The sequence below is a fragment of the Dellaglioa sp. CoH-55-MRSF-9 genome (assembly GCF_056782155.1).
This window is the reverse complement of the sequence record NZ_JBXAYG010000001.1, coordinates 179097-198250: the sequence shown is the minus strand read 5'-3', so window position 1 is coordinate 198250 and position 19154 is coordinate 179097. Positions and strand designations below refer to the sequence as shown.

Annotated in this window: 13 protein-coding genes and 2 pseudogenes; 13 read left to right on the top strand and 2 right to left on the bottom strand. The window is 33.6% G+C overall.

Annotated features, from left to right (window positions below):
• Positions 1–366: 366 nt before the first annotated feature.
• From AC1RPV_RS00890 to AC1RPV_RS00835, 12 genes and pseudogenes are all read left to right on the top strand, one after another.
• On the top strand, positions 367–1236 hold the full coding sequence (locus AC1RPV_RS00890; protein ID WP_481762168.1) for a methylenetetrahydrofolate reductase: 870 nt from the start codon (positions 367–369) through the stop codon (positions 1234–1236).
• A 574-nt stretch (positions 1237–1810) separates the two neighbouring features.
• Positions 1811–2287 (top strand): annotated as a pseudogene (locus tag AC1RPV_RS00885) (helix-turn-helix domain-containing protein); the annotation flags it as partial.
• Positions 2288–2305: 18 nt separating this feature from the next.
• Positions 2306–3325: a hypothetical protein gene (locus AC1RPV_RS00880; protein WP_481761150.1), complete on the top strand. Its 1020-nt coding sequence runs from the start codon at positions 2306–2308 to the stop codon at positions 3323–3325.
• Positions 3325–4698 carry an FAD-dependent oxidoreductase gene (locus AC1RPV_RS00875; RefSeq protein ID WP_481760989.1) on the top strand — a complete coding sequence of 458 codons (1374 nt, stop codon included), beginning with the start codon at positions 3325–3327 and terminating at the stop codon, positions 4696–4698. Before AC1RPV_RS00880 ends, AC1RPV_RS00875 begins: the two co-directional genes overlap by 1 nt.
• Before the next feature lie 343 nt (positions 4699–5041).
• Positions 5042–7024 (top strand): N-acetylglucosamine-specific PTS transporter subunit IIBC, encoded by a 1983-nt coding sequence (gene nagE, locus AC1RPV_RS00870; protein WP_481760988.1) that lies wholly within the window; start codon positions 5042–5044, stop codon positions 7022–7024.
• 172 nt (positions 7025–7196) lie between these two features.
• Positions 7197–9116, top strand: a complete 1920-nt coding sequence (locus AC1RPV_RS00865) for a fructose-1,6-bisphosphatase (RefSeq protein WP_481760987.1) — start codon at positions 7197–7199, stop codon at positions 9114–9116.
• A gap of 157 nt (positions 9117–9273) precedes the next feature.
• A pseudogene (locus AC1RPV_RS00860) lies at positions 9274–11994 on the top strand (sigma-54-dependent transcriptional regulator).
• Positions 11995–12125: 131 nt separating this feature from the next.
• On the top strand, positions 12126–12437 hold the full coding sequence (locus tag AC1RPV_RS00855; protein ID WP_409021738.1) for a PTS sugar transporter subunit IIB: 312 nt from the start codon (positions 12126–12128) through the stop codon (positions 12435–12437).
• Between the two features lie 22 nt (positions 12438–12459).
• Positions 12460–12777, top strand: coding sequence for a PTS lactose/cellobiose transporter subunit IIA (locus AC1RPV_RS00850; protein WP_481760986.1), 318 nt, complete (start codon positions 12460–12462; stop codon positions 12775–12777).
• 27 nt (positions 12778–12804) lie between these two features.
• Complete coding sequence (locus AC1RPV_RS00845) at positions 12805–14091, top strand: PTS sugar transporter subunit IIC (RefSeq protein ID WP_409021736.1); 1287 nt, start codon at positions 12805–12807, stop codon at positions 14089–14091.
• Between the two features lie 64 nt (positions 14092–14155).
• Positions 14156–15562 carry a glycoside hydrolase family 1 protein gene (locus tag AC1RPV_RS00840; RefSeq protein ID WP_481760985.1) on the top strand — a complete coding sequence of 469 codons (1407 nt, stop codon included), beginning with the start codon at positions 14156–14158 and terminating at the stop codon, positions 15560–15562.
• Between the two features lie 19 nt (positions 15563–15581).
• Positions 15582–16004 (top strand): DUF3284 domain-containing protein, encoded by a 423-nt coding sequence (locus AC1RPV_RS00835; protein ID WP_481760984.1) that lies wholly within the window; start codon positions 15582–15584, stop codon positions 16002–16004.
• A gap of 48 nt (positions 16005–16052) precedes the next feature.
• Here AC1RPV_RS00835 and AC1RPV_RS00830 read toward each other — a convergent pair whose 3' ends face one another.
• Both AC1RPV_RS00830 and AC1RPV_RS00825 read right to left on the bottom strand, forming a co-directional pair.
• On the bottom strand, positions 16053–16910 hold the full coding sequence (locus tag AC1RPV_RS00830) for a DegV family protein (RefSeq protein ID WP_481760983.1): 858 nt from the start codon (positions 16908–16910) through the stop codon (positions 16053–16055).
• Complete coding sequence (locus AC1RPV_RS00825; protein ID WP_481760982.1) at positions 16911–17432, bottom strand: DUF1836 domain-containing protein; 522 nt, start codon at positions 17430–17432, stop codon at positions 16911–16913.
• A gap of 162 nt (positions 17433–17594) precedes the next feature.
• On the opposite strand from AC1RPV_RS00825, the gene AC1RPV_RS00820 reads away from it, so the two are divergent.
• The gene (locus AC1RPV_RS00820; RefSeq protein WP_481760981.1) at positions 17595–19013 is read left to right on the top strand and encodes a C69 family dipeptidase; all 1419 of its coding nucleotides are present in this window, start codon (positions 17595–17597) and stop codon (positions 19011–19013) included.
• Positions 19014–19154: the final 141 nt, after the last annotated feature.

Sequence of the window (19154 nt, the reverse complement as noted above, 5' to 3'; positions counted from 1 at the left end):
GGAAATAAATTAAAATTAAAAGTTATTAATTAAGGTATGAAGTTATTCTAACAAGTAAATGTGAAGAAAATATGACGTTAAAAAGAAAAACTATAAATGTAAAAAAAACACCACTACTTTTAAAAGTAGTGGTGAGAAAATACTAATCTATTCGAGACTCTGGGGGGAGTAGGTTAGATCTAGATGAAAAATTAAACTAAAATATAATCGTATTTTTTTATAGTAGAATTAAGTTACACACAAAGTATCTTGTGTGTATATTTATAGTATACGGCTTTATTTATTAAAACATAGGCATGTGACAGTTTTGTTAGTTTACAATTAACATTGTAAGGTGATATGAAATTTGATTTGGAGGAAGGTATTTTGAATTTTATAGAGAAAGTGAAAATGACCAAAACGGTTTTAGTTGAGTGGAATACGCCAAGCACGCTTAATCTGGATAATTTTTTTAAAGGTGCTAGCGCACTAATGAAATTAGATATTGACGCATTATCAATTACGGATAATCCTTTAGGGATGCCCCGCGTTTCAAATATATTATTGGGATATAAACTTAGTGAAAAACAGATTCCAGTAATCCTACATTTAACAACACGGGATTACAACTTAGTCGGATTAGAATCTAAATTAATGGGATTAAGTGCTGTTGGTTTAAATAATTTAATGATTATTAAAGGGAATCCTACAAAAATACAAGGTGCCACAAATGTCTATGATTTAACATCGCAACAATTAATTACAACAATTAAAAAAATGAATCAAGGAATATCGCCATCTAATCGTGAATTAAATAGTAAATCACAATTTAAAGTTGGTGGGGCATTTAATATTAATGCGATAAATTTAGATTTTGAATTTGAAGATATTAATCGAAAAATTCATTCAGGAGTAGATTATATTATCACGCAACCGGTATTTGATATGACAAATGTTCAGCGATTAAAAGATTGGATCACCATTAATGAAGTGGCTATACCTATTTTTATCAGTGTAATGCCGATACTTTCATTTGAGCGTGCTCAATTTATTCAAGATAACGTTCAGGGTATTGAACTACCAAATAAGTTTATGGCAGAATTGAAACAAGCGGCGTTGCAAAATGATGAACGTAAGGTCGGTATTGCAGCTTCGCAAAATTTAATTGAATCGTTATCAAACCTTTTTAATGGTGTTCATATAGTGACGCCAGGTTCAGACTATCAAGCAATCATTGAAATTATGCAAGGCCAATAAAAAAAATCCACTACCTGGGAGAGGTAATGGATTAAAAGGAGTAGGGATAATTAATATTCGGGAAGAAATTAATTATCATTTTAATTTGTTTGGGAGAACAAATTAAAGTTAAAAGTTATTTAATTAAGGTATGTTTATATAATAACAAGTAATTATGAAGAAAGTGTGACGAAATTATGTTAAATAAAAGAGAATAAAGAAGTTAGGTATATTTAGCGTATAAGCATTGATAAAGTTAGGTTTTGAAAGAGTAAATACTTATTTTTAGGCAAAAAAAAACGACATCGTAACATAAGTTACAGTGTCGAAAAGGGTAAAACAGTCAAAATCAATTGGGGGATTGATTTTGGTATTCAGTCCTTGGGGGAGGTACTGAATAAGTTTTATTGATTAGGTTACTCATTTAATATAACAAGTATATACCGAAAATGCAAGGGGTAAATTAAATAAAATTAAAAATAAAATTATTAATACCAATTTATCACTTTTCGCGGTAACATATTAATAGAATTAAATTAAATTGGCCTTTTTAATCGTATTGGGTAAGTGGTCAAGTGAAGCTGGGGATTTTTTTATGTATATGGAAGATTTTTTAGATGGGCAGGAAAGAACTTTTAACCAAATACTAGAACTATTACAAACACATGGTGGTTATTTAAGTAAGAAAAAATTAATGGAATTACTCCAAATATCTGGTAATTCTTTACGAATGTACCTAAAAAATATTGAAATAACGCTTGAGGAAGCTACCGCTTCAGGTCATGTTCATTTTGAAGTGAGCGCTAATAACGTTGAATTTGAAGTAGATGGTACGACAAATTTATCGAATATTAGTACTGATTTTTTAAGAGAATCGTATAAATACAAAATAATAATGTATTTGTATGCGAATGAAACATTGAATTTAATTGATCTTGAGAACGAATTACATATCAGTGGGTCGTCAATAACAAGGTGAATTAAAGAATTAAATGAAACGTTAGCAGGATTTGATCTAAAAATTAAAAATCGACGATTAGTTGGGACTAAAATTCAACTGAATTATTTTTATTACCTTTTTTTCATTAGGGTGGTTCCATTCACTGATCGCGAAGAACTCTTATCTAGAAATGAGACGATTAACGATTACGTTAATGTTTTAGATGAACAATATGACTTAGGATGGAAAGACGACGAGAAACTTAGAGTTTTTCTATGGCTTAAAATTTATATTCGAATTAATTCATATAAAGAGCAACATGTTCAGACATTAACGCCTATTTCTCGTGAATTAATCAAAAATAATCTCGCATACAGTAAAGTTAAATTAAGTCTTTTTAGATTTTTAAAAAAATATTCACTTTCCTTTTCTGAAGAAGATGCTGTTGGGTTCTATTACTTTTTAATTGGATTTGATTTAATTAAAAACGATTCTGAATTATATGTTCAAATTAAAGATGACGATATTGATAAAAAAACACCCATCAATAGTGCAATTAGTCTTTTTTGGAGTGATATTGAGAAATATACTTACTTCAAACGGGATTCAAAAATTTCTTATAATTTATTTAATTCATACAGCAAATTAGCCATATTTAAAGGTGAAAGTTTTAGTTATAATCGAACAATTATGGAATTTAATCGTAAATCATTAGAACGAGAAGACTTTTCGCAGATCATTCAAAAATTATTGACGGCGTATCAATCTGTTACACAGTTCGATGGCTTAAATTCGCCAGATGATTTATATTATCTACAAAATCAGTATTTATATATCTTGAATATTTTAAACTTCGAGTTTGATGACGTTTTAAAAATTGGCTTATTAATTAATCGTGATCCAATTATGGAAAAACTAACCGTAATCATTATGGAACGTGTTTTAAGCAGCGTTTTAAACGCTCAAGTAGAAATTTATCAAGAAGGTAAAGAATATGATTTAATTGTGACAAATAGGATGGGTGTTAACCAAGATCAATTTAATTCACCATTATATGTGATGTCAGAAATTGGTGTTAGTTCAGATCAAGTTATTACTGATGTCGTAAATGAAATTTTAGAAATTGATAAGGTTAGAAAAATTAACACGCAAAGCTTGGAGGAAAAATAATGAAGTATGTCATTATCGGCGGAACGCACGCAGGGATAGCTGCCGCTAGAACAATTTCAAAATCAGATCCAAATGCCGAAGTAATTATTATGGAAATGAAAGATAGCGTTAGCTATATCTCATCTGGAATTAATTTGTTATTTGATGGGGTTATTGATAACTTAGAAGAAGCGAGTTATGCGACACCTGCTGCGTTAGAGTCTGAAGGTATTAAATTGATGCTTGGTACTGAAGTGTTGCACGTTAGTACGGAGGATAAACGTTTATACTTTGTTAATGCAGATAAACAATACAGTTACAGCAACTATGACAAATTAATTTTAGCTAATGGGTCTAAGGTTGTTAAACCACATATTAAAGGGATAGATAATGAAAATGTTGTTTTTTATAAAAATTTAGAAGAATCAAAAAAGGCTATGGAACAGTTGTGCCCAACTAATAGGCGTATTTTAATTGTTGGTGCAGGATTAGTGGGGCTTGCATTAGCTAGCTCAATTTATGAGGGACGTAAAGGCGAAAAAGTTGATGTTACAGTAGTTGAAGCTATGGGAGGTGTTTTGACACGGTACGTAGATCAAGAAATTGGTAATCGGATAATTGATGATTTAAGAGAAAAAGGGATAAAGATTGTATTAAAAAATGATGTTCATGCTATTAATGTGGATGAGAATAACAAAATAGTTAGCGTTTCGACAACTGACCAAGAAATCGCCTGTGATTTAGTCGTTTTTTCGGTTGGATTAAAACCTAACAATGATTTTTTGAGAGACGCTGTTGAACTTAATCAAAATAATACCATTAAAATCAATGATTACATGCAGACAAGTGATAAAGACATCTATGCAGCAGGTGATAATGCCGGATTTAAACAAACTGTCAGCCAACGTCGAGAGTATCAACCTCTTGTTAATAACGCTATTAAAGGTGCAATTGTGGCGGCGTATAACTGTACGGGTCTATTTAGTCCTGTTAAAGTTGAAACGACGCAAGGAACAGCGGGGATGAACTTATTCGGTCATTATTTAGCAACGACAGGTGTCACTGAAGAAAACGCACCATATATCGGATTGGATGTTCTATCCAATACAATTGAAAATAAGATTCAATATGATTACGTTAAAAATGGTTCCAAAATACTTATAAAAGTTGTGTACAGGAAAGATACTGAAGTCATTGTTGGTGCACAAATTTATTCGAAACATGATATTTTAGATATGATTAATATCATGTCAGTAGCTATTAATATGCAAATGACGATGGCTAAATTATCATCAATGGATTTTTATTTTAATCCTGAATACAATAAAGCGTTAAATACTTTAAATGAAGTTGCCCTTACGAGAAGGACAAAAGACCGTCATATCAGTAAATAAGCTGTAAATGTCAAAATTTGCGAGTTAACCCTCAAATATTAATATTTTTTATGGGGAATTACATGGCATAATAAGTCTTGTAAATAAATGATTCAAAGAGTTTATTGATTAGGACACAGAATATCGAAGAGAAAATTTAGTGTGGGGACGCTTGTTTTCTAAAAAGTTGGTTGCTTAATATAATTAAGCAACTTTTTTTTTGTCTAAAAAATAAAATTGGTATAGATGTTTAATTTATTTTCTAAAGCCTTGTATACACGTTTTTCACTTGATTTGTATTTGATTTGAATTTTTTTGGTCTAACCTGTATGATAGTTTTTATAAGAAAAAAAGGGGATAAAAAATGAAAAGTTATTTACAGAGAATGGGACGTTCGTTAATGTTGCCTATCGCAGTACTACCGGCAGCAGCATTACTGGTTGGAATTGGAACTTGGTTGCCACAAGATTGGTTTGCGGCGGCATTTATGCAGGCCGGCGGAAACGCAATTCTAGGTAATCTAGCATTATTATTTGCTGCTGGTTTAGCTTTAGGAATGTCGACTAACAAGGATGGCGCAGCTGCGTTAGCTGGTGTTGTTGCATTTGAAATTCCAGTTAAAATGTTGGAACCGACTTCGGTTGCGGCTTTATTAGGAGTAAAAGTAACAGATGTTGATCCTGCATTTAGTTCTATCAGTAGTAATGTGTTTATTGGGATTATTGCCGGATTAATTGCGGCAGCAATGTATAATCGTTTCCATAGTGTGAAGTTACCAATGGCTATTTCATTCTTTAGTGGGAAACGATTAGTACCCATTATGTCAGCATTGGTAATGATTTTTGTTACCTTAGCTTTATTATTTGCATGGCCAGTTGTTTATGCTTGGTTAGTTGCATTTGGTAAGTTTATGGTTGGACTTGGATGGGTTGGAGCTGGTTTATACGGATTCTTCAACCGGCTTTTAATTCCAACCGGATTACATCAAGCGTTGAATTCAGTATTTTGGTTCGACGTTGCTAAAATTAATGATATCGGGAACTTTTGGAGTAATACAGGAATTAAAGGAACTACAGGTATGTACATGGCAGGATTTTTCCCAATCATGATGTTTGGGCTACCAGCTGGTGCGTATGCCATTTATCGAAATGCTTTACCTGAACGTAAAAAAGAAGTTGGCTCATTGATGCTAGCTGGTGCATTTGCATCATTTTTCACAGGCGTGAGTGAACCTTTAGAATTTTCATTTATGTTCGTTGCATGGCCTTTATACGTCATTCATGCGGCATTAACCGGGTTATCTTTAGCTTTTGCCGCATTTATGCACTGGACAGCTGGATTTACATTTAGTGCGGGCTTAGTTGATTACGTCTTGAGTATACGTGTACCAATGGCTAATATGCCACTAATGCTGTTGGTACAAGGTGTTGTGATGGCAATTATTTATTACACACTATTCAATTTTGCCATTAAGAAATTTAACTTAATGACACCAGGTCGCGAACCAATTACTGAAGATATTCAACTATCGCCTGAATTAGGGGATGACAAATATGCACGACAAGCTCAAATTGTTTACGCTGCTATTGGTGGTAAAGATAATTTAACAGTCGTTGATAATTGTACAACCCGTCTTCGTCTACAAGTTAAAGATACAAGCCATATTAATGAAGATGCACTTAAAGCATCAGGTGCTGCTGGGTTTAAAGTTATCGATAAAACAAATATTCAAGTCGTTATTGGAACTGAAGTTCAATTTGTTGCTGACGAGCTTGGTAAGTTATATGAGTCAAAGGCTGATTCTATTTCATTAAGTAATGAAAAGTTACAGGCTGAGACGGATAAATCAAGCGCTACAGCTAATCATAATGATTCAACGGTTATTGGTAGTGAAACGTTTTATACGGTTGCAGAGGGCGAATTAATGTCTATTTCGGATGTTAAAGATGCTACCTTTGCTGAAAAAATGTTGGGTGATGGTTATGCAGTCGAACCAGCTAATGGCGAAATTTATACACCGGTTGCTGGTAAAGTAGCAAGTATCTTTCCAACGAAACATGCAATTAGTATCACGACTGAAACGGGATTAGAAGTCCTATTACACATGGGAATTGATACCGTTCAATTAGAAGGTAAACCTTTTGAAGTGACTATTTCTGAAGGCGAAACTCTTAAACCAGGTGACTTAGTTGCGCGAGTTGATTTAAACGCAATTAAAGCTGCTGGTAAGGAAACAACGATGATGGTCGTTTTAACGAATATGGATAAAGTGTCTAATATAACGTTTGATCATTTGAATGAGACAGTTAAAGCCAATGAAGTTTCGGCAATTGTTCAAACTAAATAAGAATAAATGAAGCAGGCCAAAACTTTTGGTCTGCTTTTTTGGTATAGGTAGCTGGTTTATAAAAAAGCTTATATATAATAATATGACTCATTTAATAAGTTGTAATTGGTATTGGCAAACCGGCATGGTATAGTGACTGTAAGCGCATCATAAAATGAAGGAGGCCATTTAAATGAATCCCTATTATTTAACGTTATTGGAAAAAAGATTTCCGACTAAACAAAGTATTGTCACTGAAATTATTAATTTAGAGGCCATTCTTAATCTACCCAAAGGAACGGAGCATTTTGTTAGTGATGTTCACGGTGAATATAACGCATTTCAACATGTTTTAAGAAATGGTTCAGGAAATGTTAAACAAAAAATTCAAGAAATTTTTGAAGGCCGTTTGACTGAAGAGAGTATACAGGACTTTGCAATCTTAATTTATTATCCAGAAGAAAAACTAATTGCTAAAAAACAACAATTCACTTCACAACCTGAATTGGAGCAGTGGTATTTAGATACCATTGCCAGAATGATAGAGTTGTTACAAAAGACAGCAACAAAATATTCCCGTTCGAAGGTACGAAAGGCACTATCACCTGATTTTATGTATATAACAGAGGAATTATTATATAGTAATTCCAATGAACTTGATCAAAAAGATTATTATAATCGTATAATAGAAAATTTAATTAAATTAAATCAAGCAGAAGCATTTTTAACGGCTACAGCGTATACGATTCAAAGGTTAATCGTTGACCATTTACACGTAATTGGGGATATTTTTGATCGTGGTCCTGCGCCAGATAAAATTATGAAGACACTTCTTGATTATCATTCAGTTGACATTCAATGGGGAAATCATGATATTTTATGGTTAGGTGGTGCTGCTGGCTCGCCTTTATGTATCGCTAATTTATTGCGAATTTGTGCTAGATATAATAATTTAGCTATTGTTGAAGATGCATATGGGATTAATTTACGCCATTTAGCAACATTTGCCGATAAAACGTATCAAGATAATCCAGCATTTTCACCGAAAGTTAATTCAGCACAAGAAAAAATCAAAGAAGACGAACGACTTTTAATGACCAAAATACACCAGGCAATCGCTATTATTCAATTTAAATTAGAAGGACAGATTATTAAAAGACGTCCTGATTTTGATATGGCAAATCGTGCGATTTTAGAAAAGATTTGGAACAAAGGGTCAAAAATAGAAATCGATGGGAAACATTATTCACTACAAGATACTTGTTTTCAAACAGTTGATTGGGCAGATCCGTATAAATTAACAGATGATGAGTCAGAAATAATGGATAAATTAGTAGAATCATTTATCCATGCGACTAAATTACGAGAACATCTAGATTTTATGATGGCACGTGGTAGTATGTTTAAACGATATAATGGGAACTTGTTAGTTCACGGCTGTATTCCAGTTACACAAGAAGGTAAATTGGAGGGCTTTGAGCTAAAAGGGAAAGCATATGCAGGACCAGAATTATTAGCTTTTTTTGAAGATAATTTACGTAAAAGCTATGCTAAACCTAAAAAATCTACTGACCTTGAAACTGATTTACTTTGGTATTTATGGCAAGGACCCAAATCGCCTTTATTTGGGAAACATGCGATGAAAACTTTTGAACGTTACTTTATTAATGATGAAGAAGTTCAAGTTGAGATACCAAATGCGTATTACAAATTACGACATGATGAAGCATTTTGTCGTCATATATTAGAAGAATTCGGGCTTAATCCAGATAACGGTAAAATAATTAATGGGCATACACCAGTTAAGCGTGGGCACAAGCCGGTTATGGCCAATAAAAAGATGATTGTGATTGATGGTGGTTTCTCAAAAGCTTACCAATCAACTACTGGAATTGGTGGATATACGCTGCTCTCTAATTCATATGGCTTACAATTAGTTGCTCACCAACCCTTTACGTCTAAGTGGGATTCAATTGAAAATGGGACAGATATTATTTCAGTGAAACGAATTATTGATAGTGAAGTTAAAAGACAAACAATTGCTGAAACTGATATGGGAAAAGAACTTGCTAGTCGTGTTGTAGAATTAAAAAAATATTTACAGAGTAAATAAAAAATCTTACTGAAAAGTAAGATTTTTTATTTAGGTTATGATTTTCTGTGTAAAAGGAGAAAAGTAAGCCAGCAAATATTAGTGTGTAAATGTAAAAAAGATTGCGGTATACTAGTGGTAAGCGTTTTCTTTTAGCGTGTAAGGGAGTAGTGATAACTTGGGAGATCGAAAAAATGATATTTATAATCTTTTAAAAAATAAGGAAATAGCGATGGATGCGACACAGATTGCAGACGAGCTTAATTGCAATCGCGCAAATGTGAGTCGTTATTTGAATGATTTATATAAAAATGGTGACGTTACAAAAAGTGATGGGCGCCCTGTTCTCTATCAGTGGGCATCACTTGAAGAAAAAGAAACACGTCAAAAAGAAATTAATGATAAAAGTGTTAAAGAGATGAGTTTCAAAAAGTTAATCGGGTCTAATGATTCATTAAAGGTTATGATCCAACAAGCCGAAGCAGCCATTTTATATCCACCAAGAGGACTACACACAATTATTTTTGGTGAAACGGGAACGGGTAAATCTTTGTTTGCTGAATGTATGTATCAGTTTGCATTAGAATCAGAAATGGTGAAGGCTGATGCGCCTTTTATCCGGTTTAATTGTGCGGATTATGCGAATAATCCACAGTTACTTTTTGCGCATATATTTGGTGTTAAAAAAGGGGCCTACACAGGTGCTGATCAAGATAAAAAAGGATTAATGGATAAAGCTAACGGTGGTATTTTATTCTTAGATGAAATTCATCGATTACCTCCTGAGGGACAAGAAATGCTCTTTACCTTTATTGATAAGGGGTTTTATCGGCCTTTAGGAGAGTCTTCAATTACTAAAGAAGCGAGTGTACAGATTATTGGGGCAACGACTGAAACGTCAGAAAATTTTTTGAGCACATTTAATCGACGTATTCCAATGGCAATTACATTACCGCCTATCTCAAAACGAACAATTGATGAACGTTATGGGATAGTCATGAATTTTTTTGAACAAGAAGTCGGTAGATTGAGCCAAGATATTATTGTTGAGCGAGATGCGATGCTTGCATTAATGTTATACGAGCCTGAAGCAAATATTGGTCAAATTCAGAGGGATATTAAAGTTGTTTGTGCAAAGGCCTTCTTGTATTTTAGAACGCATGAAACGGCTTCGTTATATATCAGATTAAAAGACTTACCATTGAATGTTCAAAAAGGACGTTTGGAAGGTAAATCCAAATATAAAAAAATTGATGTCTTAATGGAACGTTTAGCGAAACGAACAAATGAAAAAAATACAAAAGTTGTGACTTTTAAAAATAGCGAAACGGTAGAAAAAAACGATCAAAAACCAACGGTTTATGAAACAATTGATAAAAAAGTGAGTGAAACTGATAAACAGAATTTTAAATCACTAAATCTTAAAACGTTAATCGATTCAGATGATAAAGGTTATTTTAAAGATTACATTGAACAATTATCGGGTGAAGGCGTTCGAAAAGAGTTACTACCAGATGATATTTGGACGGTTACCAATGAAGTTTATGACTTAGCCCAGAATAAATTAGGGCAAAAATATAATGAAAATGCACGATTTGCATTTGGATTACACCTTGTTAGTGCTATTGAAAGAATCAGGAAAAATGTCGCAATTATTCATCCTGATTTAAATAATTTACGACAAAAAAATCCAAAAGCCTTTCGTGTTGCACTGGAAATGGCAGATAAAATTGAACATGAATTTGATATTGAAATTCCATTAGATGAAATTGGATTTATTACAATGTTTTTGAGCTCTGATTTAAGTGTTAAGAAACAACAAAATGAAATTAAAGTCGGTATCATCGTGCTAATGCACGGGGCATCAACGGCTTCTTCTATGTTACAGACAGCACAAGAATTACTTGGTACAACAAAGGGAAAAGCAATTAATATGCCACTTGATGTAAATGTTTCGGAAATTTATGATCAAGTACGAGATTATGTACTGGATAGTCAGGAACAATTGAAAAAAGGGTTATTACTTTTAACTGACATGGGCTCTTTAACTAGTTTTGCATCAATGTTAGGTGAAGAAACAGGGATTAATATTCGAGCTGTTTCAATGACGAGTACGTTAGTTGTGCTTGAATCATTAAGAATTGCGATTGCCGGTCGTGAACTAGAAGATATTTACGCAAATGCACAACATATTTTTGAATCGTCTGTAAAAGAGCAGTTTTTCCATATGCATCCTAGGAAAAAAGCAGTTATCGTAGCTTGTTTTACCGGCGAAGGTGTCGCCGCAAGATTATATGATCGTATTATGCCAATTGTAAACGAAGACGAAGTTAAAGTAATTCGGATGCAATATTTAGAAAAAGATGCATTTAAAAAGCACATTAATACATTAATGCGCGATTATGATGTGAAGGCAATTGTTGGTACCGTCGAGGTTTCTTACCAAAGAGTGCCATTCTTTTCTGCTTTAGATATCTTTAATGATGAAACCTTACAAGTTTTGCAGCGGATGTTGTCTGATAACGACTTAACGCGAGAAACAATTAATGCATTGGAAGGTAGTATTAATTCAGTTAATTCTGTCCCAGATTTAATTCATACTATTCAAACCATGATTATTAAAATTTAATCAGATTTACAGATTGTTCTTGATCCAGAGATTATCGTAGGGATCATGATGCATCTAGCATTTCTAGTAGATTCAAGATTGAAAAATCAATCAATTAAACCGTTTAAGAATGTCCAAGAATTTTCAGCTGAGAATCATTTACAGATGGAAATAGTTAAAACGGCCCTGATTATTGTTGAAAAAATGTATAATATTAAGATTTCAGATGATGAAGTTGCCTATATTGTCCAAATTTTTATGGGTAATACGTTGAATAAAGTCAGTGTGTAATAGTGACTAGTAGTGTGCAAATAAAATAAAAGACCATCGAAAGCGCTTTCTTAAAGCCTTTTCGATGGTCTTTATTTTTGGCATGGAACTTGCGTATATAAGAGTATAAATAGAAAAAGGAGTGGCAAATTATGAAAACGATTATGTTAGTTTGTTCAGCGGGTATGAGTACAAGTTTATTGGTGTCAAAAATGCAAAAGGCTGCAGAAGCAGAGAACTATGATTCAGAAATCTTTGCAGTTGGTGCTTCAGAGGCAGATTCAATGCTTGAATCAAAACCAGTTGATATTTTAATGTTAGGCCCACAAGTTCGTTTTATGAAAGATGAATTTGAAAAAAAGGTTGCTGACAAAAATATTCCGGTAGAAGTTATCAATATGCAAGATTACGGCATGATGAATGGCGAAAAAGTTCTTGCAACAGCTAAAAGCTTAATTAAATAAAAAATAAAAGGGGTAATCAGATATGAACGAAAATGATGCACAAATGCAAACAATCATGGGGCTGATTGTTAATGGTGGAAACGCTAAAAGTGATTCTATGGAAGCAATTCACGCCGCTAAAAAAGGCGATTTTGAAACCGCAGCTGCTAAGTTAGCTGATGCTGACAAATCACTCATTGAAGCACATCATTCTCAAACAGCCATGTTAACGCAAGAAGCTTCAGGGGATCCGGTACCAGTTAGTTTATTAATGGTTCATGGACAAGATCATTTAATGAATGCGATTACATTTAGAGACTTAGCTGGTGAGGTAGTAGATCTATACAAAAAAATAGGATAAGTACTAAACTTTAAGGAGGAACTACTCATGGACAAATTTATAAAATGGATGGATATTCACTTTATTCCAGTAGCTTCAAAAATTGGGGCACAAAGACATTTGGTGGCAATTCGAGATGCATTCGTTGTTATTATGCCACTTATGATTTTAGGTGCTCTGGGAACATTAATTAATAACTTACCAATTCCAGGTTTTTCAAATTTTATGGACGGACTATTTCCTAAAATAGTTAACGATGTTCCAATCTGGAAGGGTGTAGGAGCAGGCGTTTGGAATGCTAGTTTTGGTATTATGTCATTATTCGTTGCATTCTTAGTAGCTCATAACGTTGCAAAATCATATGGTAAAGATGGTATGGCTGCTGGTACAGTATCAGTTGCTTCATTCTTCGCTTTAGGTGGTTTGCAATTAGCTGGGATGTCTTCAGTAGGATTATTCGTTGCACTTGTTGTCGGTTTGGTTTCAGCAGAATTATTCCAACGTTTAAGTGGTAACAAACATTTAATCGTTAACATGCCTGATGGTGTTCCACCTGCTGTTGCAAAAGCATTCGCTTCATTATTTCCAGCAATGATTGTTGTTACAATCTTTGCCTTTATCAATACATTATTCCAAGGATTCGGCGTAACTGATATTATTGCATCATTCTACAAACTTGTTCAAGAACCATTTATGGGCTTGGCAAATTCATATCCATCAGCATTATTATTAGCATTTATTGCACCATTCTTATGGTTCTTTGGTTTACATGGAGCTAATATGATTGATCCATTAATGCAAACAATTAACGCACCTGCTATTGCAGCTAACGTTAAAGCACTTAGTGAAGGTAAAACAATTCCTTTTATCGTTAACAAACCTTTCTTCGATTCATTTGTTAACTTAGGTGGAACTGGTGCAACTATTGGTTTGATTATTGCCATCTTCATTGTTGGTCGTAAAAATAAACCTTACAAAATGATTGGATCACTATCAGCAGCTCCTGGTATTTTCAATATCAATGAACCAATGATGTTTGGACTTCCAATTGTGTTGAATCCAATTATGTTCGTACCATTTATTTTGACACCAATGGTACTTGTGACTGTTGCGTATATTGCAACCGCCACTGGAATTGTGCCAGCAGCAACGGTAATGCCCCCATGGGTTACACCACCAGTAATTGGCGGGATTTTGGCAACTAAGAGTTTAGCTGGTGGGGTTTTAGCCGCAGTTAATGTGGTTATCTCAGCGTTAATTTACGCACCATTCGTTATCTTAGCAACAAAACAAATTGAAAAAGCTGAAGCAGAAGCTGAAGCAGCAAAAAAATAAAATAAAAGCGAATCTCTTTACGTTATTCTGTAAAGAGATTTTGTGTTAAATAAAGGAGTTTACTATGGTTAAATATGAATTTCCAAAAGATTTCTGGTGGGGGTCAGCTGCGAGTGGACCACAATCTGAAGGTCGTGTTTCAGGAGATGGAAAAGCTGATAATATTTGGGATGCTTGGTATCAAGCAAGCCCTGAAAAGTTCTTTAATCAGGTTGGACCCGAAAATACATCAAGGGTTTATCAAAAATACCAAGAAGATATCTCTTTGATGAAACAAACAGGTCATAATTCATATCGGACTTCAATTCAGTGGTCACGTTTGATTCCAAATCCATTCACTGGAGAGGTTAATCCTGAAGCTGTTACCTTTTATAACCATTTAATAGATGATTTAATTGCCGCTGGAATTGAACCTTTTATGAACCTTTACCATTTTGATATGCCAATGGTGTTACAAGAAAATGGTGGTTGGTTAAATCGTGAAGTTGTAGACTTGTATACGGACTATGCAGAAACTTGTTTTAAATTATTTGGCGATCGCGTTAAAAAATGGTTTACTCAAAATGAACCGATTGTTCCAGTTGAGGGTGGGTATTTATATGGATGGCATTTACCTGATGAACGTAATTTAAAGCATGGTGTCCAGGTGGCTTATCATGAAGCATTGGCAAGTGCTAAAGCAGTTGAAAAGTATCATTCACTCAATTTAGGTGGCACAATTGGGATTATTTTAAATTTAATGCCAACGTATCCAAAAGATGAGACAAATCCAGCAGATGTTAAAGCAGCCAAATTTGTTGATGGATTCTTTAATCGTTCATTTTTAGATCCCGCAATTAAAGGCACTTTCCCTCAAGATATTGTTGAGTGGTTGCATGAATATGACTTAATGCCAATCTATCATCAAAGTGATTTAGATGTTATTAAAGAAAATACTATCGATTTATTAGGCGTTAATTATTATCAACCAAGGCGAGCAGCGGCGAAAATAATTAAAGCCGAACCAGAAGGTGAAAATGGCTGGATGCCTGAAGATTTTTATACAGTATACGATATGCCTGGAAAAAAAGTTAATCCTTATCGTGGCTGGGAAATTTATGAAAAAGGAATTTATGATGCACTAATCAATATTAAGGATAATTATGGTAATATTGATTGTTTCATCTCTGAAAATGGGATGGGTGTTGAAGATGAAGCCAGATTTATTAATGCAGATGGGCAAATTAATGATGATTATCGAATTGAATTTGTTCAAGATCATTTGAAATGGGTTCATAAGGCACTTGAAGAAGGTAGTAACGTTCATGGCTACCATATGTGGACATGTATGGATAATTGGTCATGGTTAAATGCTTACAAGAACCGTTACGGATTTATTAGTGTTGATTTAGATAATGAAGCAAAACGCACAATTAAGAAGAGCGGTTACTGGTTTAAAAAAATGACAGAACAAAATGGATTTAATGACTAAAAATGGAGGCGAATGACTGATGGAAATGGAAATGAAATTAAAAATGCCTGCAGATTATCTATTTGATCAAATTATGGAGTCCGTACTATATGATATTAAAGATCAGACAGGTCAGAAATTAACAAAAAATCAATTAGAGGGTTTTGCGTTCACGAAAAAGTTTTCAAAAACACAATCAGCTGCTTTAAAAGTAACAAAAATAGTTGAAAACGAAAGTTATCATTTTCAAACGGATAACAATCGTAATAAATTTGATGTAAGTTACGATATTAAGGTAATTGATGATAAACGTTGTTTGTTAAGTTATAAAGAAGTCATGACTTCTAAAGGCAAGATGCAACAAATGAATGATGCCTTCATGAGTATTCTTATGAGTTTCTTTAAGAAGAGAAATTTCAAAAAAATGCTTAAACAAATTGAAAATAAGTATGCAACTAATTAGACTAAAAATAAAGAAGCAAACCGTATTTATCGGTTTGCTTCTTTATTTTTAGTCTAAAATTTCAACACCAATACCGATAACACCAGGGCCAGCATGAACACCAAGAGCAGGTGATGCATCGCCAAAGTAAAAATGTTCAGCATTTGGATACTTAGTTTTTAAGGTTTCGAAGATACTTGCTGCTAAAGGCTCATTATTACCATATGCAACGGCTATATCGAAATGAAGAGAATCGCCAATCTTATCATCAACGAGTGATAATAATTTTTTTAGTGCAGCTTTTTCGCCTCGAGCTTTTGCAATAGGATAATAAATACCATTTTCATCACATGAAATAATTGGTTTGATGTTTAAGAGATTCCCCATAAGACCAGAGACACGTCCAATACGGCCACCAACTTGAAGATAGTGTAGGGTTGGTAAATAGAAAAAGACACTACTTCTATCAACCGCTAGTTGAACCTTTGTGACAATTTCGTCAAAATAATTGCCTTCTTTAATTAAGTTTGATGCTAAAATACCAGCTAATCCACCACCAATACCAACATTTTTTGTATCGATGACTTCAACAGTTAATGATGATAATTTGGCGAATGTTTTAATTGAATTATAAGTACCAGACAAACCGCTTGAGATCGTTGTTGCAATAACATGTGTATAGCCATCGGCTTTAATTTGGTCAAAAACGTCGTTAATTGAGCCACCTGAAGGCGTTGCGGTTGTTGGAATCTCAGTCTCCATACGTTCATAAACTTCCGCAGGTGAGATAGAGATACGATCTAAGTAAGTTGCATCACTGAATGTAATTAAAATAGGGACCATATAAATATGTTCCTGTTCCATAAATTCTTTAGGAATATCCGAACCTGAATCTACTAATACTGCTATTTTTTCTTTACTCATCATTTAATTGGCCTCCTTCATTAATATAACTAATTTTTCACTGATAATATGATTAATCACGGCACTTGCAGCCGTTCGTTGTTCTAATTCAATGATTGTTGTTTCAGTCGTGACGGGCTTTAAGTTGGTATCAAAGGTTAAAGATTTAAGTTGTTCGTTAAAAATTAAAGCGAAGTTCATGTAAGCATCTTCAGATGAGTTATCGACTAAAATTTGGTCGATACCATTCTTGATAACATCTAACGGAAAAGCAGATTTTAAAACAGTAATAACAATGATTGCTGCTAAATGTTCCTTGCGATATCTTTTTTTGATGGGTTTAAACATAACTTCTTTTTTTACGTAATTATTGACCATTGTAGGTGTTACAGGCATTAAGTGTAATGGCTCTAAGTATTGATTAACAAGTTTCACGGATTGATCCATATAAAGGTCTAATTCCGGGAAATCTTGCCAATCAGGTAATGTAATTTTCTTTAAGCTATCTAGCCAATTTAAAAAAGATGATGGAACTTTTTGGCTCAAATGATAACCCCCCTTAACGTAATATCTTTATATTAGCATTTACATCTAGAGTTGTAAACTAGATTTAACTGTTTCTTAAAGTATATAAAAATAGCATGTTTATATGAAGATAAAAGTTGTACACTATAAGGGTATTTAATAATGAGAAGGAGTGAATTATTTATGATGGAACAAGCATGTACAACAATTTTAGTTGGTAAGAAGGCCACAATTGATGGCTCAACGATGATTGCTAGAAATGATGATACGTTTTTGCCTATTACACCACAACGATTCTTGATGTACCCTGCAGTAACCGGACGTCATGAAACGTTAACTTCGAATAAAAATGGGTTTACTGCACCATTACCAGAAAATGGGTATCGCTGGACAGCAACACCTAATGTTGAGGTATCCAGCAAAGGTGTCTTTGATGAAAGTAGTATTAATGAAAAAAATGTTGCAATGAGCGCAACAGAAAGTGTCTATGCGAATGAACGTGTTTTAGCATACGATCCTTTAATTAAAAATGGTTTAGCAGAAGATTCATTACAAACAATGGTTGCACCTTATATTAAATCAGCAAAACATGGTGTTGAATATTTAGGGGCTTTAATTACAAAATACGGTTCACCTGAAGGAAATGGTGTCTTATTTAGTGATAAAAATGATGTTTGGTACATGGAAATTGTTACCGGACATCACTGGATTGCACAACGTATTCCAGATGATGCTTATGCTGTTGCAGCTAATCAAGTTGCTATTCAAGAAATTGATTTTGATAATACAGATAACTTTATGTGGTCAGACGGTATCCGTGAATATGTAGAAGAGCATCATTTAAACCCTGATAAAACAGGCTGGAACTTCCGTCATATTTTTGGAACAGACACAGAAAAAGATCGTCATTACAACACACCTCGTGTCTGGTATGGTCAACGTTGTTTGAATCCAGAAATTAAGCAAGAACCAACTTCAAGTGAATTACCATTCATTTGTTACGCAAATAAAAAAATCAGTGTTGAAGATGTGACTGCTATTTTAGGTTCACATTACAATGAAACACAATATGATCCATTTGGTCATGGTGCTGATGAAGATCGTTTACGATTCCGTCCTATTTCAATGAATAGAACACAAAATGCACACGTTCTTCAATTGAGAAATAATGTTGATGATGCACATTCTGCATTAATGTGGATCTGTTTAGGTGTTCCAGCATTTGCACCATTTGTGCCATTCTACACGAATGCAACAGACACAGACCCAAGTTACAGCGAAACACCGTTAACACTAGATATGAATAGTGCTTATTGGATGTATCGTACGGTTTCGATGTTAACAGAATCACATTATTCTCATTTTATTCAAGAAAATGTTGATTACTTAAAGGCATGTCGTCAACAGTTGAAGACGATGGTTGCTGATATTGATGCAGCATCTACAGATATGAGTGGGGATGAATTAACAAACTACCTCACACAACAAAATTACGCAATTGTTGCTGATATGCGTGAAAGAACGATGAACATGATTGGTCAATTCATTACTGAAGGATTAACATTATCTAAATTAACATTTAACATGGATGCTAATTTATAAAAATAATATTTAACATGGATGCTAATTTATAAAAATAATATTTAAATACTTTGTACGCAAAAAGGCGTAATTCCAATATAACTTTGGAATTATGCCTTTTTGCGTACCCACATATATTAAGTACAGATAATTATTTTTAAT

Excerpts from the sequence above, each read along its gene's own strand:
- AC1RPV_RS00875 (WP_481760989.1), top strand. The coding sequence starts at position 3,325 with ATGAAGTATGTCATTATCGGCGGAACGCACGCAGGGATAGCTGCCGCT.
- AC1RPV_RS00820 (WP_481760981.1), top strand. The coding sequence starts at position 17,595 with ATGATGGAACAAGCATGTACAACAATTTTAGTTGGTAAGAAGGCCACA.
- AC1RPV_RS00850 (WP_481760986.1), top strand. The coding sequence starts at position 12,460 with ATGAACGAAAATGATGCACAAATGCAAACAATCATGGGGCTGATTGTT.
- nagE (WP_481760988.1), top strand. The coding sequence starts at position 5,042 with ATGAAAAGTTATTTACAGAGAATGGGACGTTCGTTAATGTTGCCTATC.
- AC1RPV_RS00835 (WP_481760984.1), top strand. The coding sequence starts at position 15,582 with ATGGAAATGGAAATGAAATTAAAAATGCCTGCAGATTATCTATTTGAT.
- AC1RPV_RS00840 (WP_481760985.1), top strand. The coding sequence starts at position 14,156 with ATGGTTAAATATGAATTTCCAAAAGATTTCTGGTGGGGGTCAGCTGCG.
- AC1RPV_RS00845 (WP_409021736.1), top strand. The coding sequence starts at position 12,805 with ATGGACAAATTTATAAAATGGATGGATATTCACTTTATTCCAGTAGCT.
- AC1RPV_RS00865 (WP_481760987.1), top strand. The coding sequence starts at position 7,197 with ATGAATCCCTATTATTTAACGTTATTGGAAAAAAGATTTCCGACTAAA.
- AC1RPV_RS00830 (WP_481760983.1), bottom strand. The coding sequence starts at position 16,910 with ATGATGAGTAAAGAAAAAATAGCAGTATTAGTAGATTCAGGTTCGGAT.
- AC1RPV_RS00855 (WP_409021738.1), top strand. The coding sequence starts at position 12,126 with ATGAAAACGATTATGTTAGTTTGTTCAGCGGGTATGAGTACAAGTTTA.